Origin of the sequence: Candidatus Uabimicrobium helgolandensis (assembly GCF_041508025.1) — a bacterium.
In the GTDB taxonomy this organism is placed as follows: domain Bacteria; phylum Planctomycetota; class Uabimicrobiia; order Uabimicrobiales; family Uabimicrobiaceae; genus Uabimicrobium; species Uabimicrobium helgolandensis.
Window position 1 is genome coordinate 1,883,934 of record NZ_CP165719.1, and the last position, 23,675, is coordinate 1,907,608.

The window sequence follows — 23,675 nt, forward strand, 5'->3', positions numbered from 1 at the left end:
GCTTGTTTATCCATTCCTCAATATTGCTTAAGGTAAAAAGATAAAGCTCGATTCTATCATGTCACTTCTGGTTCTGCCTGTGCTACTATTCTTGATCCTGTTCATATTATATAATTTCTCGATTCTCAATAATGGCAAGATGAAAAACTTTTGTTTAACTCGTATTGTTTCTATGCTCTCCAAAATGTTATAATTATTGATCTACGATAACGATTACGGTCAAGGTCGCAGTGAGACCTTTTTATTGAATGAGGATAGACCTTAGCTAAATCATATTATTTTCGTTACTTTATTAAATGTCGACCATCCTAATGGTTAATAAAATATAAAATTTTCTCTGAGGAATGTAGGTTAAAATATTAGAGTGTTGTTTTAGGAAAAAGTTCCTAAAATATTTTAGCAAAGTATAATACGAAAAAAGCAAAAGAATGTGAGATTCAATGAAGGAAGAAACACCAGAAAAACTACAATTAGGTAACAGTTTTGTTATCCAAGAAAAAACAAGTTTCCACGAGCCCAAAAAAACAGATTATATCAGGAAATCCAAATTGGATCTTCCATTGGAAGATATACTATTGAGAAGGAATTAGGTCGGGGAGGGATGGGAATTGTTTACAAAGCTTATGATAAAGCTCTTGAAAACTATCTACGCGCCATAGCTATTAATCCTAATAATTATAAAACATATCGAGAACTAGGAATTACGTATGATAAACTCCAAAAATATTTATTAGCAATAAAAAACCACGATAAAGCTATTTTATTGAATAAAAACAACTCTCGTTCTTATTACAACAGAGGAGTTGCCTACTATAAACTACAAAAATATAAACAAGCTATAAACGACTACAAAAAGGCTTTGGTTTTAGGTTCTCCACGAAAAAAGGACTTAAAAAATAAAATTAAGATAGCGATGGATAAAATCAATAAATAAGGAGTAAAGACGAAATGGGAAAGCTTTTTTGCGCAGTTAGTGGAGTACTCATATTTAAAGCATTTATTTTTGGTGGTTGGCACTATTTATGGTTATGGCCCGCTATTAGTTTTGCGGTTATTGGGATTTCCTATATAAAAGCGACAGTTAAGTTTTTTGGAAAAAAAGCAAATGGACGCATAGATTTTAAGGCGATGATTATTTTATTTCCTTATTTAGTTCTTTTGTGGATAATTTGGCATGTAGTGCGATTTGTTCAAAAGGAAAAAGCCTACCACACAATTAATGATAATATTATTATTGGTAGGCGTTTATTAGATTATGAAATTCCTGTAGGAATAGATAATATCATTGATCTGACATGTGAATTTCAGGAAAGCAAATACATTATAGAAAATTTCAATTACAAGTCTTTTCCAATACTTGATGCTTCGATTACCGATCAAAAAAGATTCATTACTTTTCTCGAAGAATTAGCCTCCTACCAAGGCTGCACATATATACATTGCGCTCAAGGTCATGGGCGAACAGCAACAATTACATCTCTACTACTAATTTTAACAAATAAAGCTTCCAATCCGACAGAGGCGATGGCAATTATTCACAATAAACGTCCTTTAGCAAAAATGAAAAAATCGCAGTGGAAGTTTGTCAACAACTGCTTTTCACAAATAAGAACTGATGGCACCTCTTAAAGATATCCTAAAGAGCAAATTAATTTGAGAAAAATATGCTGCGGTCAATTGTCAAAATGCAGATTGGATTGATCAAAAGAACCTCCCAAAATCTTGTTTTTTAAAGGTTAAGGTTAAGAATTTCTTGAACCTACAGATTACTCAATTATAGCGTATATAAAGAAAAGAAGAAACGGTATGGATCAAAGCAAAGAGAGGGGGTAAGCAAAGATATGTTTTGCAATGGGAGGGCAAAAGAATCGTATTCATGCATCTATCGAACAACGAAGAGCTACTAGCTGTTCATTACCTGGATGGTAAGATTGGTTTATGGGATTTAGAATTCGGGCGTTTGGTGCGTACTTTTGACGCATTAAAAACGTGCCATCAAGGAATGTTTAGTGCGGATGGCAAAACACTCACAACTGTATACCATAGCGGAATAAAAAAATGGCGTGTTTTTTACCGCCACCGTTTATATACAATAAACATAGACAGAAAAGGGCTTGTCAAACTCGATGTAAATTACAACGGCAGAATCTTCGCCTCTAGGGATGATAGCAATATAGTGCAATTATGGAACGCTAGTAGTGGTAAAAAAGTTGGAATACTAAAACACCAATACCCGACACTAGCAATGTCTTTTCACCAAAAAAAAGATATACTTGCAGTTAGCTGCAGTAATCATCGCATATATTTGTGGGATATCAAAACGAAGCAACAGCTTTATTCTATTGCCGCTGCAAACATCGAAGTTATGAAATTTTCGCCTATTAAAACAAATATTCTTACCTATGCTAGCCATAACAAAAATTTTTTTTATGATATTGACGCAAAAAGAAACACCAAGGTACTAAAGTGTAATAAAATTATCACCGCTATTGCTTATTCACAAAAGTTCTTTGGTGCAGCAACTGCTAAGAGTGTAACACTTTGGAATCTTAGCGATTATAGTTTGTATAAGCATATGGAGCGCAATGTATTTCACAATAAAAATAGATTCCCTTTTAGTAGTATTTTCTTAGACAAAAAAGGCAATCTATTAGCAAGAGCTGAACGTGATATTTATGTGCTTGACATTTCGACAACAAAAATAAAACTACATGTTCCAGATCTAACTTTCCTACATATATACCGCATCTTGATTGTTTTCACTTAGGAAATACAACAGTTGATCCGTGGACAGGAAAGAAAAATTACCTTTTTACAAACGGCTGGATAGGCAGTACTGATATAGTGTTTACTCCTAAAGGCGTATGCATTTATGCAGACACCAGTATCCATGCCACTCAACTCCCTCATCCTCCTAGTTATAAATATAATCATCTACCACAATGGAGTAAGCAATTCCCTAAATCTCATCACAAGAAACAACGCACGTCCTTCTTTGATGTACGTCCAGATGTAGCAGGGTCGTTTATCGAATCTGCGCTGGAAGAAGCTCCGCAAAATATTACTGAAAAGTTATTTGAATTGAAGGTAAAAGATGATTTGTTGTTAGATAGACTTCCCTAGTGTAATTTTCATAGCAAATTCTGATCTAGCCCAAAATACTTTTTCTCGTATAATCGACCGAAAAATAGTAAATAAACTTAAGGTAGTTTACCACCAAATATTTGTAGAGTTCAGGTTTAGGATCTGATTGCAATATTTATATAGAAGCCACTACTTTTTGAGCATATCTTATGGTATCGATAATAGAAACACCTTCGCGATAATTCCCGATTAACCGTAGATCATGGTATTTCTGTTCAATATGCGCGAATGCTTTTTTACAATCGCCATATCCGATTTCGTATTGAGGAATAGACTTTTCCCATTTTGTAAAATGTGTATATGTTGGTTGCCCGGTTACTCCCAAGTAGCGGTTTAGATCATAAATAGTGCTGCTCACTACTTCTCTCTTTGTTTGTAATGCGTGTTGTGGTTGTCGTGCTCCACCAATAAATACTGTCAGAAGAACATGATCTTTTGGAGCTCTGTTGTTAAAAAGACTTGAAGAGAAAAGAGTACCGAGCACAAATGCCTGTTCTTTTTCGGGAACTAAAAATCCAAATCCGTTTAAACTATGCTTGATATCACTTCTTTTAAATCCCAGGCACAGAACAGTTACTGGCGGATAATAAACTTTATCGAGAATCGGAAAATCAAGTGGCTCTTTGTTTATTTTTATATTGCGCAAACCATAAGCTGTTCCAGCGTATATTATTTTAGAAGCTTGATATTTCTGATCAACAGTTTCTATTTCTACTTTACCACTTTTATCAAAATTAATATTCTCAACTTTTGCATTCAAATATACATTTTGTGGGTTTATTTCTTTGTACATCGCTTGAGGAAATTCTTCAAGGCCATTCGGAAACGAAATGATCTTCGGTGGCTTTCTTCCCGATTTTTTCATTTGTATTTGTCCACGAATTACACTGCCATATTCTTTTTCTAAATTGTGTAGTTTTGGAAAAGCATGCTCTATACTCAGTTTATCCGGTCTTCCAGCATAAGTCCCCGCAACAAATGGGTTAATAGCATAGTCTAATATTTCTTTTCCCAAACGCCTTTTTACGAATTGAGAAATAGTTTCTTCTTTTCTCGATTTTCGCGATGGAATAAGCGGCTCACAAAGTAAGCGAAATTTCGCTCGCGGAGGGAATAAGTTACTCTTGAGAAATGCAGGTGGTGACATTGGCAAGGCAACTAATTTGCCGCGGCAAACTATATAGCGAATTTTGGCGCAGTTTTCAGGATATACTTTACGATTTTCTAATCCCAGGCTGTTAAAGAATTCAGATACTTCAGGGCTACTTTCCAAAATAGTATTTGGTCCAAACTCAGCAAGATATTCACCTTCTCTAACAGATCGCATTACACCACCAACATTTGTTCCTTGTTCAAAAACGCGAATATCATAACCTCGTCTTTTTAGTAAACACGCTGCCGTTAATCCTGCAATACCAGCACCAACAATCGCTATTTTTTTCATGTTTTATTCCTCTTTTTAATTGAGACCTCTTACTGTTGCAATTAATCTTTCGACGCACTCAATTTTAGCTTGTGGATGGATTCCATGACCTAAATTAAATATATGCCCCTTGCGATCACCAAAACCTTCGAGAATTTTTTTAGTTTCGCGCTCAACTACATCTGGGTGAGAATTCATAAGAGATGGATCAATATTTCCTTGTACAGCAAATTTTCCATCAAAAGTATCATAAAATTTTTCTAAAGGAATGCTCCAATCCAAACCAAGAACATCAGCATTCATTTTTTCAAGAGCCTCAGGCCAAATGTGGCATCCTTTTGCATAAGCTATCACTGGCACTTCTTTTCCAATATTCTCGATAATTTTAGCAATGTATTTTCCTGAAGCTTCCCAGTAGGTACTTTCACTAAGTATGCCACCCCAACTGTCAAAAATTTGAACACAGTCTACTCCCGCTTTTATTTGCATTTTCAAATAATTACTTACCGCAACAGTTATTTTATTCATCAAGCTATCGAATAATTCCGGTTCCGAATAGAAAAGCGTTTTTACCTGCGAATAATTCTTGGAGCTTCCTCCTTCGACCATATAAGTGGCTAAAGTCCAAGGAGCTCCGCTGAAACCAATAAGAGCTGTTTCTCCTTTTAGTTCTGACTTCACAAGATGTATAGCATCTGCAACATACGACAATTTTTGTTCAATATCTGCACTACACAACTTGGCGATATCATCAGCACTTCTGATAGCTCCCTCCATTTCAATGCCACCTACATCACGAAATGAATAAGGCTGCCCCATCGCCTCGGGAATAACAAGTATATCGCTAAACAAAATGGCTGCGTCAAAAGCAAAACGTTTGATTGGTTGCATAGTAACTTGCATCGCAAGTTCAGGTGTTTTTACCATCGTTAAAAAGTCATACTTTTTCTTTAATTCTCGATATTCTGGTAAGTAACGTCCAGCTTGTCTCATTAACCAAATCGGTGGGTAATCTAAACTTTCGCGTTTGCAAGCAGCTAAAAATCTTTGTCGTGAATTCATATTTATTTCCATATTATAGAATAGTTCGTACTTAGTGACTCATTGGAAAAGTCATACTTATTTTTAGTTTAAATAACACAAATATTACTTATTTGCAAATGTTTTCTTCTTGTTTAAAATGAAGTATCTTCATTGGTTTTCTTTAGTTTTTTACGAGGATCTCTTACCCAATAAACAACTAAAAAGAATAGGGATTTTTCAAAAGTGGTAACGGTGTTGATAGCATTTTCTGAAAATTTGGTAGTCGTTTAGGTGATTCCTTACAATGAGAGGCAATAAAAGGTTTGCTGGGAAACAAAAGGCAAAATATCGAAAGGCACATTGGTGCGAATTAGTGTTTGTTGCTCTTTAATTTTATTATTTTTTCCTTCAATAATTTTTCTTGAGGATGATTTAGGAAAATTGCTGATTTCCAATCTTTTATAGCCAATTTGTATCGCTCTTTGTGATAGTGTAAATCGCCTCTATTTTTATATGCGTATGAATTTTGCGAATTGAGAAAAATAGATTTATCATAGTGATGCAAAGCTTCTTTGTATTTTTGTAAATAAAATAAGTTTTCGCCTTTGTTGTTATAAGCAAATGCATTATCTGGTTTAAGCTTAATTGCTATATCACAATCTTTTAACGCTAACTTATATTTCCCTTGTTCTTTGTAGACTTGACTTCTGTTTTGATAGGCGTAATAAAGTTTTGGTGACAAATCAATGATTTTGTTGTAATCGATTAGAGATTTTTTGTACTCTTTCATCTCTTTGTATAAAAAAGCTCTATTGTTCAAAGCTTTTAAATTCTTAGGATTTCGAAGTATAGATTTGTCATAGTCTTTGATCGCTTTTCCATATTGTTTTTGTAAAGCATGAATACGGCCACGACTATTGTAAGCTCTTGAATTGTAGTCGTTTATTTCAATCGCTTTGTTGTAGTCACTTAGAGCTTCTTTATATTTTTTTAAACGAAAATACACAATTCCTCTATTAGTGTAGATGTCGCTATTCGAATTTTTTTGTATTTCTTTAGTATAATCTAATATTGCTTGGTAAAGATGTTCTACTTCTTTACTTTGTCCAAGAATTAATCCTCTTAAGAACTTATATTCTTCTGCTGTTTTCAAATATACAGATTGCGAAAAAACGACAACAAGTGGTTTCACAATTTCTTCCGTTGCTAGTACACTATGATAAGAACTCTGTTTGATATTTTTGACAAATTCGATCATCGCACTATTGAGTGATTTGATTTCTAAATTACTTTTTTGTAAAGACTTCCAGTTTTTTTCTGCTTCTTTTCGCGCAACGTTAGTTTTTTGTTGTTGTTCTTTGACTGTTTTGAGTGCAAAAACCGCAATAACTAAACAAGATATCAAGCTGATGAGAGCAATAGCAAGACTACCACAAATGACTCGATGTTCGTTAATAAAATGACCAACACTATCCCAGACGCTATATTTTCTCGCAAGTATGGGTCTCTGGTGTTTCAAGTTTTTGAGTTCCAAGGCAAGAGCTCTAAAACTTTCGTATCTACGGCGCTCTTTTTTGGCAAGACATTTTAAACAAACAGCTTCTAAATATACAGAAATATCCGGGTTCAAATGTCTTGGAGGGATAATCTCTTTTTTCAGTATTTGGAACAAAATGCTTTGGTAAGAATTACCGCTGTAAATGCTACGATTTGTTAAAGCTTTGTACATTGTAGCACCTAAAGCGTAAATATCGCTTTTTTCGGTGGCTTTACCATTTAGCTGTTCAGGTGCCATATACCCTAGTGTTCCTAGTACATCACCTGTTTTTGATAATTCTTGCTCATTTATAATTTTCGCTAAGCCAAAATCCATAACCTTAGGATTACCATCTTTTGTAATCATAATATTTGATGGTTTTATATCACGGTGTAAAATTTTATTCTTATGCGCATGCGCTAAAGCATCGCAAACTTTGATGAGTAAATTGATCAAAAATAAAGGCTTTATTTGCTTTTGTGCAATAAGAAAATCTAAACTAACTCCTTTGATATACTCCATCGTGAGGTGCGGTGTGGGTTTCTCTTCGAATTCATACAAGCGAATAATATGAGGATGATTTAACTGGGCCATTGCGAAAGACTCATGCATTAATCTTTTGGTATCGCTAGTTTTAATTCTCAGCATAACTTTAAGAGCAACTGTTCTTTTAAATTTGGTATCGTAAGCCTTATAAACAACCCCCATTCCACCGCGTCCAAGTTCTTTTTCTATATTATAACGTCCAAATTGCGCACTAAGTTGTTCTTGAGAATTGTTTGAATTCATAGTATTTTCTTTCTGTATCTACAAACACACACCGCAAAATTGTCAGCAAATATAATATTCTATTTATTGTTATAATATCAATATGCAAATGTCTTCGGCATCTTTTTCTGTAATTCTTATATACCAAGAGTTTTTGTTCAGCAATTTTGCAACGGTAGAGAAATATCTAGCTCCAAGGCATTTAGTCTGACTCAAACGTTATTCAGAGCCAGTCATAACACAACACATAGAACAAGATCCAAACCTTGTTCTATGTGTTGTGTTAAATATCAACACCCATGGCTTTTTACTTTTGCGCACTTTTTTGCATGCTGTTATTACTAACTACCATGCTATTTCTCCACATTTATGTTTATACAGCAACTTTTATAGATCGCAACTTGAGTTATTATATGCAATCTAATACCATCTATTTCCTTCGAAGAGCTTGTGATTTTTCGTAATCCTCTATAGATTTTTTAAAATATTTGCTGTTAGTTTCTAATAATCCCTTCTCTCTGTATATCTTAGATCTTTCTGCATATGCATCAGCATAGTTCTCATCTAAATCAATAGCTATATTTATATCAGAAAGTGCTTGGTCGTAATTCTTTAATGCGCGGTAAGATCGACCACGTCGAACATATATTTTAGGAGGTTTAATATCCATATTTATAGGTCTATTATAACTAACAATTGCTTTGTTATAATTCTTACCAGCATAGTAAATGTCTCCTATTATGACATAGGCATCTATAAAATTTTTATCAACAGTAATGCATTTTTCAAATTGGACTATCGCTTTTTTGACTTTTTTATCGCGGACTAACTGCATGCCTTCATTGTAATACTGTTCAGCAGTTGTTTTTGTTTTTTTTAACTTTGATCTTCGATCTCGTATTGAGTTCTGCGGTGATATTGCGTTGAATAAAAAGGCTAGTAGGATAGATAATACACATATTGCGATAAACGTTGGCCAAAAGTCCATTTGTTTTTTGTCTTGTTTTTTTAATCGGGATCGTCGTAAGCTAGTTCGAACTCCGTCCGAGACTTCCTTATCAGGATTATTCAATGATTCGAAAAACTTTTCTGTGTTTTTACTATTTGCGTGAATACAATATGACTTTGCTAATATGTCATGAAAAGCTCTTGTATGAAAATCAAAAAAAGCCACCCAACAACCTATTCCAGCAAACATCATTAAAGAATTTTCAATTAGTGTCGAATCTACATAAAATATCTGCGCCATTACTAACCATGGTATTACTAGAAAAAAAGGTAGTGCACGTAAACAAACTCTTGCAAAACCTAAAGGGCCTCCATCTTTACCAACAATTTTTATTTTCACTATTTTTTTACCTATAGTAGCCCCAAATAATGTATGCATAACTACTAAATACAGAACAAATAAGGTATGAGAGGTTACAAAATTGTATGGTAATTGAAAAAAAAGCATACCTTCTTCTATTAGGTAAAATAAAAATCCATCAATCGAAAACGCAACTATTCGCGTCATGTAATTTGCAATGACTACTCTTCGCTCTTCTCGTTGCGATTTCTCCAACTCTTCTCCTCCAGAAAATAAAAACCCTGTAAGCATAAATCCAACTACTTGATTCATAAAACTTGTGGTTGTTTTTCGTTCTCGCAACGATCTTTTTCGTGCTTGCGATAGCGATCTTTTTTTAGGCTTTTTGTCAGTCTTTTCATTTTGCTCACTAGAATGTTTTTTGTTCGCATTTGCACTATTATTTTGTTCTGGTTTTGATATGTTTTCTTTACTTAGAATGAAAGATTTTTTACATCCTGAGCACTTTTTCTTTTTTCCTATAGGATTAAGTCTCGTTTTTACACTGACAGGTCCACTACAAAATGGACAATTGAATATATAGCTAAACATGAATGCGCTCCGTAGTGTTCAATATATTGAATTTGCGTAAACGTAATTTAAAAGATAATGTAGGCAAATTGTCAAAGTACATAGAATCTTTGATATTAAACGATTTATTCTTCTTCTTGGGTTTATTCATTTCAGTATTTGCAATTTCTGTTTTTTATGTATTGGAAAAATAAACAATAGCGTCCTAAAAAAAAAATATTTTGGTTATGAACAAGAAGCGATAAAGGAAATAAAATCACAATAATTCGGTCTTGAAAAGATTTGAGATATGCATGCTAGTGTGAGGTATTCATGTGAGAGTGAGATTAGGAAGTCGGTATATTTAAAATTGTAAGATTTGTTGTTTTTTTACAGTGCTCTACAAAATTTGAAGTAGATATTTTTTTGAGTTGTGAGTAAGTTGTGAGTCTGGCACTTTTAAAGTGAGTTGAAGTAGATATTTTTTGGTTCATGGCCACTTTTGGTGAAACGTGGAAATAAGATAAAAAAATCCGCTATTTTTGATAAAATAAAAGGAAAAAGGAAGAACAAAGATGTTAAAATTTGCCTCTTTTTTCCCAGATGACTTTAAAATAAATACAGCAGAAATTGATAAAGGAAAAATTTCTTTAGAGATATCTTCATTTCAGCGACACTCCTTCTGTCCACTTTGCAAAAAAAACTCAAGAAGAATACATAGTTATTATTACAGGAAACCAATGGATTTACCAATATTAGGCAATGTAGTATATTTGATATTTTATGTGCGTAAATTTTTTTGTGATAACGCTAATTGTGAAAGGCACATATTTGAAGTAGATATTTTTTTGAGTTGTGAGTCTGGCACTTTTAAAGTGAGTCTGGCACTTTCAAAAATGTCAATTATTATTTAATATAAATAAAACATATGGCTTGCGCTAGTTGAAATATAATTCAATGTCAGACTTGAGTCTGGCAAAGAATTAATTCGCAGCGGAGCTCTGTAAGAAGAAATGTATAGGGACGGTGGAACCGTCGACAAGACATTTCGAAAATGAATGATATAAAAATGCGATTTTGTGAATGAATTTTGGAGTATGTGATGAAAAAACGTGTAAAAGGCAAGTCGTTGAAAGAAATAGAGCCCAATATGACGTATATGGGTTGTACGTTTTATTTAGATTGTGTCGATGGCGAAGACTTTATGGGAACAGAGTTTGACAACTGTTCTTTTCGCGGAAGTTTTTGCGATTGGGGCCGAGATGAATATGGCTTGTGGATGGGTATTACTTATAAAGATGTGCGTCAAGTAATGAGGTGGATCAGACCAGGAACGTTTATGATGGGCTCTCCAGAAACGGAAGAAGATAGATACGAAAATGAAGTTCAGCATCAAGTAACGATTAGCAAAGGGTTTTGGTTGGCAGAAACAGCGTGTAGTCAAGCATTGTGGGAAGCAGTGATTGGGGATAACCCAAGTCACTTTAAGGGGAAAAATTTGCCGGTAGAGATGGTAAGTTGGGATGATTGCAAGGCGTTTACTGAAAAACTAAACGAGCAAATGAAAGAATGGCAATGTTGTTTGCCAACAGAAGCGCAGTGGGAATATGCATGTCGTGCAGGAACAACAACAGCGTTTAGTTTTGGTGACAGGATTACCAAGGATCAAGTAAACTATGATAAAAATGGGGTAGTAAAAATAAAATCGCTACCACGCAACAATTGGGGACTATATGAGATGCATGGCAATGTATTTGAGTGGTGTAGTAATTGGTATGGCGAATATGATATTTCCATAACAGTAGATCCTGTTGGTCGTAATGGTGGTTCTCTCCGTGTCGTACGTGGCGGTAATTGGAGGAATCTTTCGCCTAGGTACGTGCGCTCTGCGTCCCGTGATGGGCTCGGTCCCGACTATCGCTACCGCGGCATTGGTTTTCGGTTTTGCCTGAGGTCACAGTAGAGAGCAGAGCTCTGCAAGAGAAATGTATAGGAGACGGTGGTAAAAAATCAACTACCGAATCGGAGATGTGTTCTTTTTGGTGAAGTTTATGAATAAAAGTATCTAAAACATTTCTGGTTCGATAAGTCTGGCACGAGTCCAAATTAGCTCTTCACGAGTTTTTACTTCCAGATTACACATACATACGCATCCTTCCCATATATAAACGCCATGATAGTTCATATGATGGAAGAACAAGTCAACATCAAAAGGAATGAAAAACCCTTTGATTTCGCGTGGTACAAAGCGAAATATAGGTGCACAGTTCACTACTTTAATCGGAACATTGTTCTCTTCTAGATAGGCGTTTAGCTCTGACACTAATTCACAAACGCCAATATTAACTAGATAGCTCTATAATTGTCATTTTTGTTAATTGTTCAATAAAATAAGAAAGAACTCTTATTTTGTTATTTTTAAGTTTAAACTAGGTATAAAAAACGAAAATATTGGCAGAAAAAATCTAAATCGATTATTTATTGAATGGCATGTAATTCAAATAAAATAAAGTGAATAGATGTAGTTACTTTCGCAAAGCTTTTATTTACTGTCTTTACAAAGACTACTTTCTTGCAATTATTTTAAATTAAGCCTTACAGTATTGTTTACTGACCCTGGTCTGACACGAATTTAGCACTTTTCGTCCATACAATTTTAAGACAAATCAGCACTTTTACTTCATTTATCGTTTTATTTTTTGTATAGCTTGTAGTACAGCATTACGCACATCTTCATGTTTCTCATTCTGCATCTTTTCGATTATTGGCAATCCTGAAATCGCATCTTTCCCCATGTTCCCCAATGATTTGATGATTGCTTTTTGTAGCCCTTTTCCAAGGTAATGTTCTAGGGAAACGTTTAGTATTGCTGTTCCACAACATCCTCTTGACAAATCGTTAGGAGATAAATAGTTTTTTTGGCATTGTTCCTTCAATACTGCAATAAGTGTAGGTATTGCTAATTTGGCATTCAATTTACTGAGGATCTCAGCTGCATAGTAGCGTCGATCTTGATGAAGTTGTTCCTGTTCCAATACTGCCATAAGAACAGGTGCAAGGTTGGTTTTTCGGTGCCAGACTTAACCATAGTTACCATAAGTTATTTAGTAGTAGTATCTTTTGGAGTTAATAATAATTCAAAAGAGTGTTTTGTCGGAATTGCTTTTTCGGTGCCAGACTTAACCATAGTTACCATAAGTTATTTAGTAGTAGTATCTTTTGGAGTTAATAATAATTCAAAAGAGTGTTTTGTCGGAATAGTAGGTAAAATGATAACATTAAAAGTCATTTTGCAAAGGAGAACAAATGCGTCCGACTCGTATATCAATGATCAATGGTTTATTTCATGTAACAACAAGGTGTAACAATAAAAATTTTTACTTCCAACAAGAAGAGGACTTTGTAGAATACTTAAAAATTTTAGAAAAAGCGCGTGAAAAATACTCTTTTAAGCTACACGCTTACTGTATTACGAGCAATCACGTCCATCTACTAATATCGACACCTACAGATGATAATTTATCCAGATTGATGCAGTTTATCAATGGTGAATACGCAAAAAACTATAACCGTAGACACAAGCGTACAGGGCATTTTTGGGGCGGAAGGTTTTATTCAACAATTATCGACTCGGAGACTCAGCTACTTAATTGCATATTTTACATTGAACTTAACATGACAAGGAACAACGTTACCAAACATCCAAAAGAGTGGAAATGGAGTAGCTACAATCGGCACACAACAGGTGAAGGGCTTATAGATGTTGACTATCATGAAGTTTATATGAACCTTGGTAAAACCATGAAGCAAAGGCAAAAAAAGTACATTGAAATGATGGAGGAAAGAATGAAAGAGAGAGGGTTACTTACCAAAAAACCTCAAATGACATATGGTTTAATTTTTGGCTCAGAGTCTTTTATAAAAGACGTTATTAATAAGTATACCTCTCATAAATACTACCAAAAACGTAAATGCTGTACTTTAGATCAAAGTACATCTTGTTTGAGAAAATTTAAACCTAAATTTAGTTTAAATTCAATTTCGAATTTAGATTTTCTATAGCCATCACAACCAGCTAAAATCGAAGTCTACCGATGTTTCTCAATTGAGAAAACACTTCACATTTACTCGTTTTAATTGCACTTTTTTTCCACGTAACAACTCTTTGTTTCAAACACTTTTTTGTTGCAATTACAAAACTCCATCGAAATTGAAGTTTCATCATGTTTTAGAGCATAACAGTCTGGCGCTCGTTCGTTTTCCAGTCTGGCGCTCATTTTCTTTCACAATTTCTGTTTTTTATGTATTGGAAAAATAAACAATCGCGTCCTAAACAAAACTCCATCGAAATTGAAGTTTCATCATGTTTTAGAGCATAACAGTCTGGCGCTCGTTCGTTTTCCAGCGTTCGTTTTCCAGTCTGGCGCTCATTTTCCTCATTTTCTTTCACACAGTCCGGCGCTCATTTTCCAATTTCTGTTTTTTATGTATTGGAAAAATAAACAATAGCGTCCTAAAAAAAATATTTTGGTTATGAACAAGAAGCGATAAAGGAAATAAAATCACAATAATTCGGTCTTGAAAAGATTTGAGATATGCATGCTAGTGTGAGGTATTCATGTGAGAGTGAGATTAGGAGGTCGATATATTTAAAATTGTAAGATTTGTTGGTTTTTTTACAGTGTTCTACAAAATTTGAAGTAGATATTTTTTTGAGTTGTGAGTCTGGCACTTTCAAAGTTTTAACAAAGCCAATCAAACAACATTTATTGTTAAACCATATAAAAAACTGCGTTACCAAGAAAGAGAAAGAAATACAATTACTACATATTGGTAGTAAACAAAACTTTGAACTTTTGGAAAAACATCTTTTTGAAATGAACTGCACAATCGAAAACTACTCTTGTTTGAGTTCTTTACCTGAATTTACAGGAAAAAGAATACCTGATGTTATCATTCTTAGTTTTTTAAGTATTAATGATAAAAAAAAGGAATTTATTCGTAGTATAAAAAAGAAATTTCAACATATTCCAGTGATTGTTTTAACAGACGATCCATTACGAAAAAATATTGAGCAAATAGACGGTGTTCTAGTTAAAAGCGGCTTGAGTTCGCAAAAGTTAATAAAGATAATTTGTGAAATAACGGAAGATAAAAAAAATGAATCGTAAAGTTTTAATAGTCGAAGATAATAAAGATAATAGCCAACTTGTTGAAAAGATTCTAAAATTTTATGGTTATCAAACGCAAATTTTAGAAAATGGAGAAGATGCTATAGAGTGGTGTAAAAATAATAATGCTGATATGATACTTATGGATATTCACTTACCACAAAAAAGTGGTCTGGAAACCACAAGTGAGGTACGCAAAATGGACACATACCGAACAATACCAATAATAGCCCTCACTGCCCATGCAATGAAAGGGTGGAAAGATAAATGTTTGCAAGCAGGTTGTACAGACTATATAACGAAGCCATTTCGACCACAGACATTGATTGAGTGTATGAATTCTCATTTTGAACCAAAATTAAATAACTAAACTACCATCCTCGTTAAATTGAAAACTATCAGCATATGCCACTTCCCACAAATAACCGTCGGGATCAGAAAAATATCCGCTATAGCCTCCCCAGAAAACATCTTGAGCCGCTTTTTCTATTGTACCACCACTTTGTTGTGCTAGCTGTAAAACAGCATCGACATCTTGGCGTTTTTTTGTATTATGAGCAAATGTAATTCCTCGAAATCCTGTATGTTGTTGTGGAAATTCAATACCAATGTCCTCTTCTAACTTCTCAAAGGGATATAAAGCTAATCTTGTTCCTTGTGTTTGGATAAAAAGAATGCCATCTTTAATATCACTGTTTGTAGGGAACTTTAAGCCACGACAGTAAAAATCATAAGAACGCTGTAAATCTTTGACACCTAAAGTAACGATAGTTATTCGCGGTTCCATAAATATTTCCTTTATTGTATGAGTTAATAATGTACGGTTTTGTTACTGTGAAATATTATCATTATTTTCGTTGTTTTTAAAGAGAAAATTCTTGTTTTAAAAATATTTCCAATCTTATAATAGGGCGTGTCGACATTTCGGTTTTACAAAACCACTTTTATAGAAAGAAATTATATGCACAAATTACTATTGTCAATACTACTAATCTGTCTTTCTTATGGAGATGATTGGCCTCAATGGCGAGGAGCTAAAGGCGATGGTATTTCTTTGGAAAAAAATATTCTAAAAACATGGCCAAATCAAGGACCCAAAAAATTATGGGATTTCTCACTCGGCGAAGGATTTTCCGGTGTATCTATCTCTCAATCGATGGCTATTACTATGTACGGAGACTTACCAGGTGGGCCAAAGAAAAAGAAACCTGAAACTCCAACAGCAAAAAAAATGCACAATGGTTATAATTTTGATATTCCCATAGAACAACAAGAGCAAAATAAATACGAGTATGTCGTTGCTATTAATGTGAATACTGGGAAACTCATATGGAAAACCAAAATCAATGAACTGTACTACAATCAAATGGGCAATGGGCCGCGGGCTACTCCAACTATCGATAATAATAGAGTTTATACTGTTAGTGGACAAGGATATCTCTCATGCCTTAGCTTAGAAGACGGTCATAAAATTTGGCAAAAAAAACTTTTCCTTGATTTTCAAAGTGATAATCTGTTATTTGGAATATCTTCATCTCCAATTATTTATAACAATTGGCTTATTTATCAAGTAGGGAAAGGTAAAAATGCGATAGTCGCTTTTGATAAAATGTCAGGAAATGTTGTGTGGCAAATGTCAGGAAAAGGCCCCTCGTACGCAACCCCAATACACGCCAATATATTTAATAAATCCCAATTGATTTTTTTTAATAGAGATGGTCTTGTAAGTATTGATCCGCAAACTCAAAAATACATTTGGCACTACCCGTGGACGACCTTTGAACAAATACATGCTTCTACTCCAATAGTAAAAGATAACTATATCTTTATTTCCTCTGGATATCAAACAGGGGCAGCGGTAATTGAATTGCAAGAAAAAGAAGGTGTGATTTTACCTAAATTATTATGGAAAACGCCTCGTATGAAAAACCACTTCTCCTCTTCTGTTTTGTTAGGAGACTATATTTATGGTTTTCACAATCGCATTTTAAAATGTATGAATTTTTATACAGGAAAAGAAAAATGGCAAACTCGTGGATTTGCAAAGGGATCGATTATTGCGATACCTGAACAGCTCATAGTATTAGGAGAAGGAGGAAATCTTGCTCTTATAGAGGCCTCCACTGAAAAATACAGCTTAAAAGCAGAGTTTAAGCCATTCGCTAAAAAAACCGTATGCTGGACAATACCTAGTATTGCAAATGGTAAATTATTTATACGGAATAAAACTTCATTAATATGCTTTTCATTGCAGGAGTAAGGCGCTCTTAGTAGGAAGTGTATTTTAAATTGGAATACCTTATCGTGAACTTGGTTTTGACTACACTAATTTTTAAAAAACCGATTTCACGAACAAAATTCATTAGATTTTACACGAAAATTAAGCTAAAGTATTTTTCTCTTAGGATTATACATACAAGCTTTAAAAGTATTTAGTAATTATATGTCAATACATAGGGCGTGTCATCATTCAATACAGATAAAAATATAACGGATTCATTTAATGATACGCCAGTAGTATTGAGCCCGAGCCCGTTTGCGAGCCCGCGCCCGAAAACTTTTTGAGAGCGACAGAAAGTGATTTATTGGTTCAATACTAGTTTTTTGCGATGGAAAAAGAAACTTTGCTTCTTTGATAAATTGTTAGTGAAAGTTTCGGAAACGGGCTCGGGCTCGAAAAAACACACAATATTTTGAATGATGATACGCCCTAATACTCTTTGCTAAATAAAATCTGAAAGGTAAGAAATGACACCAGAATTAATGATTTTTGTTTGCGAACACTGTCAAAAAGAGATAAAGGTAACCAAGGACCAAAATCCTTTGGGCAAACAATTGGTTTGTAGTGGTTGCAATAATGTAATTACGTTAAACGAAAATATACTCAAGAAACCATCGAAACTAATTACTTTTATTTGTCCTTCTTGCAAATATAATGCGCTTGTTCAAGAGAATGCAAATCTTTTTGGAAAACAGATGGTATGTGGTGGATGCACAAACCCTTTTATTTTAAGTGAAGCTAACTTAGAACAAAATCAAAAATCCGACAACTTATTGACAGAAAAAGATACAGAGGGAATTCCAATAGAGTTTAGTGGTTACAAACTTCTAAGCCTTTTAGGCAAAGGAGGTATGGGAAAAGTTTTTAAGGCATTTGATAGTAGTCGCAATGAAAACGTTGCAATGAAAGTAATGATGTCAGACCTGCAAGAGGACAACAAAAATTCTCAGAGATTTCTACGAGAGGCGAAAGCAACAACAAGTATCGATAATCCGAATATTGTTAAGATATATGATGTTGGTGTTATTGATGACATGTATTACTTTACAATGGAAATTATAGAAGGAAATACTTTTGACAAAGTAATTAATGAGAATTTGCTTTCTTTACAAATGCAGACTTATATACTCATAAAAGTAATTTATGCTTTGGGAATTGCTCACTCTCAGGGAATTGTACACCGCGACTTAAAACCATCAAATATTATTGTAAATAACGATGGTGAACCAAAAGTAATGGATTTTGGATTAGCTAAGTTTACTGAAGATGTCAATGCTCTCACCAAATCTGGCGATGTTCTTGGGACAATTGATTATATGTCACCAGAACAAGCTGGCGGAAGAATTCACGATATAGATCATCGTACAGATTTGTATGCCTTAGGCGTAATCTTGTATGAAGTACTGACTAAAAAGATTCCATTTAAAGCGAAAGTTCCTGTAATGCAGCTTCTTAATATTTCTAAGAAGCCACCCGTTCCTCCACACGAAATCAATAACACAGTTCCTTTAGGATTGTCTCAAGTATGTGTGAAGGCTTTGGCAAAATCAAACGAAGATCGCTATCAGCATGCAGGAGAATTTATAGATGCTATTCAGCCTTATCTTTCCTCTTTGCCCGCAACTTAGGTGATGCTGCATCCCATATTTTTAAGAACGTTGATTTTCCTTTGTGTTCTAAACTTTTACTATCGCAGGTTATTAATATTCGCTTATCAATGTCAAAAGCGTAGGAATTTAAAACAGCTGATATTTTCATGGAAAAGTAAGGTTTTAATTCTAATAATTGCTTATTTTGTTTTGGCATTTTCCAAAAACGTATAAATCCATTTTCACCAAAACTCACCATACGTTCTTTGGTAATGTGGAAACTTCGAATGCTATTTGTATTGCCGTGAAATTTAACAAGGGGCACTAATTTTCTGTTTTTAATTTGGTATTTTACGATAGTCTTTTCTTCTTTGTTTTTAGCGATAAAAACGTGGTGCTCTTCAGTGTTTTCGTCAAATGTTAGTATACATTTTGTTGCCTCTTCTTCGATCGGAATAATATCGATAACTTTTTCTTCGCGAACGTTTATCAAATATAGGAATGGAATATTGCCAACAACAGCAGCAGTATCTTTACCATCCCAAGATATGTGTTTTAAATTGATTTGATCAGGTTTTTTGGTTATGTTTGCCAACAAAGCTTTTGCGGAATCTACAACACATTCATTTATTTTAGGTGAATTTGATTTTTTTGTTTTAATATCGATAAAAGAAATGTGTGATTTTCTTCCAACAGCTATTATTTTGGTCTTTTTTTCGGTAAATATAAAGTGCTCTATCGGTGGAGACGATGAGAAGCTCATGCTTCCTATTTTGTTCATGTTATCAATGTTCCACTGATTAATTTGTCCATCGTATCCTGCGGTATAGAGTATACCTTTTGCATCAAAATCTCCGTGAGAAATACCACTAAAGTGTGCTCTGGTTAATTGTCTTGTTTTGTTTTTCGTGATTTTTTTCCCTGTTGTTGTATCAATTAGCATAATAGCTCCCGTTAGAATTGGTGATACAGCAACAATATTTTGGGTTGGATGAATGACACAGAGATGCGAAACAAATGCTAGAGGTATATTTTTGGGGTTTTGTTGTATTTTATTTTCCCATACTGTAATACCTTTTTTCCCAGAGCTGTATATTTTGCGCCCATCATATGAAAAAAAACATTTGGAAATGTGATATTGTCCGGTTAGTTTACCAGATTTCTTAAAACGGTCTTTTTGGATGTCAAAGATATAAAGAACGCCACTTTCTCCACCAGCGATTATTCTCTTTGCGTTGGGGCTAATATCACAACTGTTAATTTTCTCTGTAAAGTTTAAGACTTGTTTTGCTTTATTTTTTCGATCAATAATTGTAAGAGATTCTTCTTTAAGCGCAAGAATATACCTACCTTGTTTACTTACTCTACACTGTCCTAATGAAACTGGAGATCTTTTAAGAACAGTGAGACTTTTAGAGGATTCGGTTTTCCACATATAAACATTTTGATTTTCTCCTGTAGCAACGATATATTTTCCATCTGGGCTAAAATCGCAATAAACAAGGTCGTTGACTACAGTATCATAATCGTTTTTGTTATAAGAAATTCGTTTTGTAATCTTTTTATTGTCTACATCAAAAAAGATAAGTGATTCAAATAAACTAGAAAAAATATTTTTTTCTGAATTCGCAGTGTTTCTTGCGATAACAATTATGTTTTTATTAGGATGAAAGCATATATCACGTGGTTGCTGATGGTCGTGAGCAAATGCTCCACTATGACCTTGAGGTTTATCAACGCGAATACTTTCGACGTGAATCTCTTGCAACACTTCTGACTTAATATCCCAAACATGAATCGAGCCGAAGTATCCTCCAACAACAACGTATTTAGCATCTGGGCTAATTGCACAGCAAGTCCATTCCCAGCCAACGTAATTTTCTTTTGTTAGAAGTTGTTTTAGTTTTTTGCCTTGTGGATCAAAGACGATAATTTTCCCATCGTGAATCGCAACAACATGACCATCGCGGCTTACATCCATATCTTTGACTTGTTTTTTGTACGAAGCAAACATTGGTAATTCAGCATGTTTACGATTTTTTTGCCAGCGATATTCCCATGCTTTTTCTACTTCAGGTTTAATTTTTAGAATATCTTTTAATGCACGATCAGCATCTTCAAGTTGGTTGTTGTTGTTAGATTTGTCAGCAACCAATAGACTTGCGCGGTATAAAGATTCTTGTAGTTGGCCGTTTGCTTTTACTGCTTCTTCTTTGCTTATGTCTGCGATTTTTTGCGCTTCTATAGCAGCTACTGCAGCCTTTTTGGCTTTTTCTTCAGCTTCTAGAGCTGTTTTTTTTTCTTTTTGTAATTGAGTATTGTTACGGTTTTGTATAGTAACAATTCCCCCTAAACTCGTGATAATAACAAGTATTAAAACGGTAAGTAATTTATTACGTGCAATCGATTTTTTTAAGCGTATCCATGTTGTAATGGGTTGCGCATTTACTGGTTTTTTTTGTAAAAAATTCATCAAATCTTTACTGAGTTCTGCTGCTGAAATATAACGTTTTTCTGGTTTTTTCTGCAAGCATTTCAGACAGATGGCTTCTAAATCTTTTGGTATATCTGGATTAAGTATACGTGGCTCAATAGGGTCTTCGTTGAAAATTTGTTGCAGCAAACGCATTGATCCTTGCCCTTGGAAAGGAGGTCTTTTTGTTAATACTTCGTATAAAGAGGCGCCTAATGAATAAATATCCCCTCTCACGTCGACTTCCTGACCATCGGCCTGTTCAGGAGACATGTAAGCAGGTGTACCAATAACATCTCCTGACTTAGAAATCTTACTGTCACTCTTCATATCTTTAGCAAGGCCAAAATCCATAATCTTTGGTTCGTTATTTTCTTCCATCATAATATTCGATGGTTTTATGTCGCGGTGAATAATTCCTTTTCCATGTGCATATGTAAGTGCATTGGCACATTTGGCTATAATAATAGCAGCTCTACGAGAAGTAAGATTTTTGCTACGTAATAATGAAGACAATGACCGACCTTCGACAAGCTCCATCGTAAAATAATTTTGCGGAATTTCTCCTATTTCATACACTTCAACTATATTTGAGTGCTTCAATGAAGCTGTTGCTCTTGCTTCTTGTAAAAATCGCTTAACTTGTTTTCCACCTGGTTCTCCAAGAATAATTTTGAGCGCTATACTACGATCTAATTTTTGATCGCGTACTTGATATACTGCACCCATGCCTCCTTCACCAAGCTTTGTTTCTATAATGTAACGACCAAAATTATCTCCCATTTCCAAACTAGATCTACTTTCACTACCTGTAGTACTAGTTGTAAATAACTTGGTCATATTGTGGTGGCCTGTTTTCATTTCTTGCACAAATGTCGATCTTGCTTGTTCAATAGCATTAGCAAACTCTTCTGTAGTTTGATAACGATCTTCAACTCTTTTTTCTAGAGCTTTTAGACATATTTTGGACAAAGCTTTGGGAATTTTAGAATTTATTTCGTGTGGAGGGATAGGAGAATCTTCGAGTATTTCAGAAAGGAGTTTCATACGCATTTTTGAAGTAAAAGGAAGTTGTTCTGTTATAAGCTCATAAAAAATAGCTCCCAAAGAGTAAATATCACTCCTTTCATCTACACGACTTGTATCTGTTGCTTGTTCTGGAGGCATGTATTGTAATGTTCCAAGAACCATTCCTGTTTGTGATAGTACTGAGCTACTTTGTAATAGTTTTACGAGACCGAAATCCATAACCATTGGCTCGTTTGCTTTGTTTAACATAATGTTAGCTGGTTTAAGATCGCGGTGAATCATTCCTTCGTTGTGTGCGTAACCTACTGCTTGAATAATTTTTATCATCACCAGTAGCTTTTCTTGTAAAGAAACCGAGTTGCTAATCCAATCTTTCAAACAACCGCCGTTTACATAATCCATTATGAAAAAAAATTGTTCGTTATCGTAACCTATATCGTAAACAGACACAATATTTGAATGGTTCAATTTTGCAATAGAACGAGCTTCGCGAAGAAAACGTTTTGTGTATGTATCTGAATCGTCATCTATTTTCATTAGTTTTATGGCAACTTCTCTGTCAAGATGAGGATCATAAGCTAAACATACTTTCCCCATCCCTCCCTTTCCTAACAGACTCTTTATGACATATCTACCGAATTTCTCTTTTCCAGAAAAATCTTGGTTAGTTTCCAAAAGTTGGTGTTTTGATGTACCCTCTTTTTGACTTGAAGTATATTCTTGTGGTTTTGTTTGTGTGTCCGATTCAATATATTCTTGCGCGAAGTTCACTGCTTGCGTTTCTGCAATCTGATTAGGTTGTTTCGTTTCGATATATTCTTGTGCAAAATTAACTGCTTGTGTTTCTGCAATTTGCTGATGAGGTTGCGGTTCGATATATTCTTGAACAAAGTTAGTCGTCTGTGTTTCTGCAATTTGCTGATGAGGTTGTTGTGGTTCGATATATTCTTGTGCAAAATTAACTGCTTGTGTTTCTGCAATTTGCTGATGAGGTTGCGGTTCGATATATTCTTGCACTAAGTTGGTCGTTTGTGCTTTTACAGAGGTTTCGCCATTGAGCTGTTCTGTAGATATAAAGTTGTTTGAAGGTTGCACTGTTTGCTTTTTCTTCAAAGCTGTTTTTATTGTATTTATTTGCTCTTCATTTAAGAATTTTAATTTTGTCATGACCTCAAGAATTGAAACTTTTTTCCCTTGATGGGTAGATTGTTTTTGGATTAAATAGCAGTTTTTTAAACGTTTTTTATCAATAAACCCAAGTTCTAGAGCTTTGCTGCCAAATACAAAATCGTTATGATCGACCATGATTACCTCATTTAAACGGCTAGGTTTTTAGTATAGAATTCCCTAATTGCTAATAATACATTTTTTCAATTAAC

General features: G+C 34.3%; 19 protein-coding genes. 11 read left to right on the top strand and 8 right to left on the bottom strand.

Annotated features, from left to right (window positions below):
- Positions 1–601 precede the first annotated feature (601 nt).
- From UABHE_RS06915 to UABHE_RS06930, 4 genes are all read left to right on the top strand, one after another.
- Positions 602–934 (top strand): tetratricopeptide repeat protein, encoded by a 333-nt coding sequence (locus tag UABHE_RS06915; RefSeq protein ID WP_372369522.1) that lies wholly within the window; start codon positions 602–604, stop codon positions 932–934.
- 14 nt (positions 935–948) lie between these two features.
- Positions 949–1,629, top strand: a complete 681-nt coding sequence (locus UABHE_RS06920) for a dual specificity protein phosphatase family protein (RefSeq protein ID WP_372369523.1) — start codon at positions 949–951, stop codon at positions 1,627–1,629.
- Positions 1,630–1,876: 247 nt separating this feature from the next.
- Complete coding sequence (locus tag UABHE_RS06925; protein ID WP_372369524.1) at positions 1,877–2,767, top strand: WD40 repeat domain-containing protein; 891 nt, start codon at positions 1,877–1,879, stop codon at positions 2,765–2,767.
- Positions 2,768–2,844: 77 nt separating this feature from the next.
- Positions 2,845–3,123, top strand: coding sequence for a hypothetical protein (locus tag UABHE_RS06930; protein ID WP_372369525.1), 279 nt, complete (start codon positions 2,845–2,847; stop codon positions 3,121–3,123).
- A gap of 136 nt (positions 3,124–3,259) precedes the next feature.
- Here UABHE_RS06930 and hemG read toward each other — a convergent pair whose 3' ends face one another.
- From hemG to UABHE_RS06950, 4 genes are all read right to left on the bottom strand, one after another.
- Positions 3,260–4,588, bottom strand: coding sequence for a protoporphyrinogen oxidase (gene hemG, locus UABHE_RS06935; RefSeq protein ID WP_372369526.1), 1,329 nt, complete (start codon positions 4,586–4,588; stop codon positions 3,260–3,262).
- A 15-nt stretch (positions 4,589–4,603) separates the two neighbouring features.
- Positions 4,604–5,629: a uroporphyrinogen decarboxylase gene (gene hemE, locus UABHE_RS06940; protein ID WP_372369527.1), complete on the bottom strand. Its 1,026-nt coding sequence runs from the start codon at positions 5,627–5,629 to the stop codon at positions 4,604–4,606.
- 331 nt (positions 5,630–5,960) lie between these two features.
- Positions 5,961–7,916, bottom strand: coding sequence for a protein kinase (locus tag UABHE_RS06945; RefSeq protein WP_372369528.1), 1,956 nt, complete (start codon positions 7,914–7,916; stop codon positions 5,961–5,963).
- Between the two features lie 409 nt (positions 7,917–8,325).
- On the bottom strand, positions 8,326–9,795 hold the full coding sequence (locus tag UABHE_RS06950) for an RDD family protein (RefSeq protein ID WP_372369529.1): 1,470 nt from the start codon (positions 9,793–9,795) through the stop codon (positions 8,326–8,328).
- A gap of 533 nt (positions 9,796–10,328) precedes the next feature.
- Between UABHE_RS06950 and UABHE_RS06955 the strand changes: the two genes are divergently transcribed.
- Entirely contained in the window at positions 10,329–10,667 is a 339-nt protein-coding gene (locus tag UABHE_RS06955; protein ID WP_372369530.1) for a transposase family protein, read from the top strand.
- A 188-nt stretch (positions 10,668–10,855) separates the two neighbouring features.
- Positions 10,856–11,716, top strand: coding sequence for a formylglycine-generating enzyme family protein (locus UABHE_RS06960; RefSeq protein ID WP_372369531.1), 861 nt, complete (start codon positions 10,856–10,858; stop codon positions 11,714–11,716).
- A 102-nt stretch (positions 11,717–11,818) separates the two neighbouring features.
- On the opposite strand, the gene UABHE_RS06965 is transcribed toward UABHE_RS06960, so the two are convergent.
- Positions 11,819–12,076, bottom strand: a complete 258-nt coding sequence (locus UABHE_RS06965) for a hypothetical protein (RefSeq protein WP_372369532.1) — start codon at positions 12,074–12,076, stop codon at positions 11,819–11,821.
- Positions 12,077–12,437: 361 nt separating this feature from the next.
- Positions 12,438–12,797, bottom strand: a complete 360-nt coding sequence (locus UABHE_RS06970; RefSeq protein WP_372369533.1) for a hypothetical protein — start codon at positions 12,795–12,797, stop codon at positions 12,438–12,440.
- A 262-nt stretch (positions 12,798–13,059) separates the two neighbouring features.
- Here UABHE_RS06970 and UABHE_RS06975 point away from each other — a divergent pair, with 262 nt between their 5' ends.
- From UABHE_RS06975 to UABHE_RS06985, 3 genes are all read left to right on the top strand, one after another.
- Entirely contained in the window at positions 13,060–13,815 is a 756-nt protein-coding gene (locus UABHE_RS06975; protein WP_372369534.1) for a transposase, read from the top strand.
- Positions 13,816–14,465: 650 nt separating this feature from the next.
- Entirely contained in the window at positions 14,466–14,924 is a 459-nt protein-coding gene (locus UABHE_RS06980; protein WP_372369535.1) for a hypothetical protein, read from the top strand.
- Entirely contained in the window at positions 14,914–15,294 is a 381-nt protein-coding gene (locus UABHE_RS06985; protein WP_372369536.1) for a response regulator, read from the top strand. The genes UABHE_RS06980 and UABHE_RS06985 overlap by 11 nt, the downstream gene beginning before the upstream one ends.
- Here UABHE_RS06985 and UABHE_RS06990 read toward each other — a convergent pair.
- A complete protein-coding gene (locus UABHE_RS06990) occupies positions 15,283–15,711 on the bottom strand; it encodes a VOC family protein (RefSeq protein WP_372369537.1) in 429 nt (142 codons plus the stop codon). The genes UABHE_RS06985 and UABHE_RS06990 overlap by 12 nt on opposite strands.
- A 174-nt stretch (positions 15,712–15,885) precedes the next feature.
- Between UABHE_RS06990 and UABHE_RS06995 the strand changes: the two genes are divergently transcribed.
- Together UABHE_RS06995 and UABHE_RS07000 are read left to right on the top strand one after the other, a co-directional pair.
- Complete coding sequence (locus UABHE_RS06995) at positions 15,886–17,184, top strand: PQQ-binding-like beta-propeller repeat protein (RefSeq protein ID WP_372369538.1); 1,299 nt, start codon at positions 15,886–15,888, stop codon at positions 17,182–17,184.
- Positions 17,185–17,672: 488 nt separating this feature from the next.
- The gene (locus UABHE_RS07000; protein WP_372369539.1) at positions 17,673–18,833 is read left to right on the top strand and encodes a serine/threonine protein kinase; all 1,161 of its coding nucleotides are present in this window, start codon (positions 17,673–17,675) and stop codon (positions 18,831–18,833) included.
- Here UABHE_RS07000 and UABHE_RS07005 read toward each other — a convergent pair.
- Positions 18,796–23,601 carry a WD40 repeat domain-containing serine/threonine-protein kinase gene (locus UABHE_RS07005; RefSeq protein ID WP_372369540.1) on the bottom strand — a complete coding sequence of 1,602 codons (4,806 nt, stop codon included), beginning with the start codon at positions 23,599–23,601 and terminating at the stop codon, positions 18,796–18,798. The genes UABHE_RS07000 and UABHE_RS07005 overlap by 38 nt on opposite strands.
- Between the last annotated feature and the right edge of the window lie 74 nt (positions 23,602–23,675).

Coding starts and splice junctions, on each gene's coding strand:
- UABHE_RS07005 (WP_372369540.1), bottom strand. CDS start 23,601: ATGGTCGATCATAACGATTTTGTATTTGGCAGCAAAGCTCTAGAACTT.
- UABHE_RS06975 (WP_372369534.1), top strand. CDS start 13,060: ATGCGTCCGACTCGTATATCAATGATCAATGGTTTATTTCATGTAACA.
- hemE (WP_372369527.1), bottom strand. CDS start 5,629: ATGAATTCACGACAAAGATTTTTAGCTGCTTGCAAACGCGAAAGTTTA.
- UABHE_RS06920 (WP_372369523.1), top strand. CDS start 949: ATGGGAAAGCTTTTTTGCGCAGTTAGTGGAGTACTCATATTTAAAGCA.
- UABHE_RS06955 (WP_372369530.1), top strand. CDS start 10,329: ATGTTAAAATTTGCCTCTTTTTTCCCAGATGACTTTAAAATAAATACA.
- UABHE_RS06960 (WP_372369531.1), top strand. CDS start 10,856: ATGAAAAAACGTGTAAAAGGCAAGTCGTTGAAAGAAATAGAGCCCAAT.
- UABHE_RS06990 (WP_372369537.1), bottom strand. CDS start 15,711: ATGGAACCGCGAATAACTATCGTTACTTTAGGTGTCAAAGATTTACAG.
- hemG (WP_372369526.1), bottom strand. CDS start 4,588: ATGAAAAAAATAGCGATTGTTGGTGCTGGTATTGCAGGATTAACGGCA.
- UABHE_RS06970 (WP_372369533.1), bottom strand. CDS start 12,797: ATGGCAGTATTGGAACAGGAACAACTTCATCAAGATCGACGCTACTAT.
- UABHE_RS06950 (WP_372369529.1), bottom strand. CDS start 9,795: ATGTTTAGCTATATATTCAATTGTCCATTTTGTAGTGGACCTGTCAGT.
- UABHE_RS06985 (WP_372369536.1), top strand. CDS start 14,914: ATGAATCGTAAAGTTTTAATAGTCGAAGATAATAAAGATAATAGCCAA.
- UABHE_RS07000 (WP_372369539.1), top strand. CDS start 17,673: ATGACACCAGAATTAATGATTTTTGTTTGCGAACACTGTCAAAAAGAG.
- UABHE_RS06915 (WP_372369522.1), top strand. CDS start 602: ATGGGAATTGTTTACAAAGCTTATGATAAAGCTCTTGAAAACTATCTA.
- UABHE_RS06925 (WP_372369524.1), top strand. CDS start 1,877: ATGCATCTATCGAACAACGAAGAGCTACTAGCTGTTCATTACCTGGAT.
- UABHE_RS06945 (WP_372369528.1), bottom strand. CDS start 7,916: ATGAATTCAAACAATTCTCAAGAACAACTTAGTGCGCAATTTGGACGT.
- UABHE_RS06995 (WP_372369538.1), top strand. CDS start 15,886: ATGCACAAATTACTATTGTCAATACTACTAATCTGTCTTTCTTATGGA.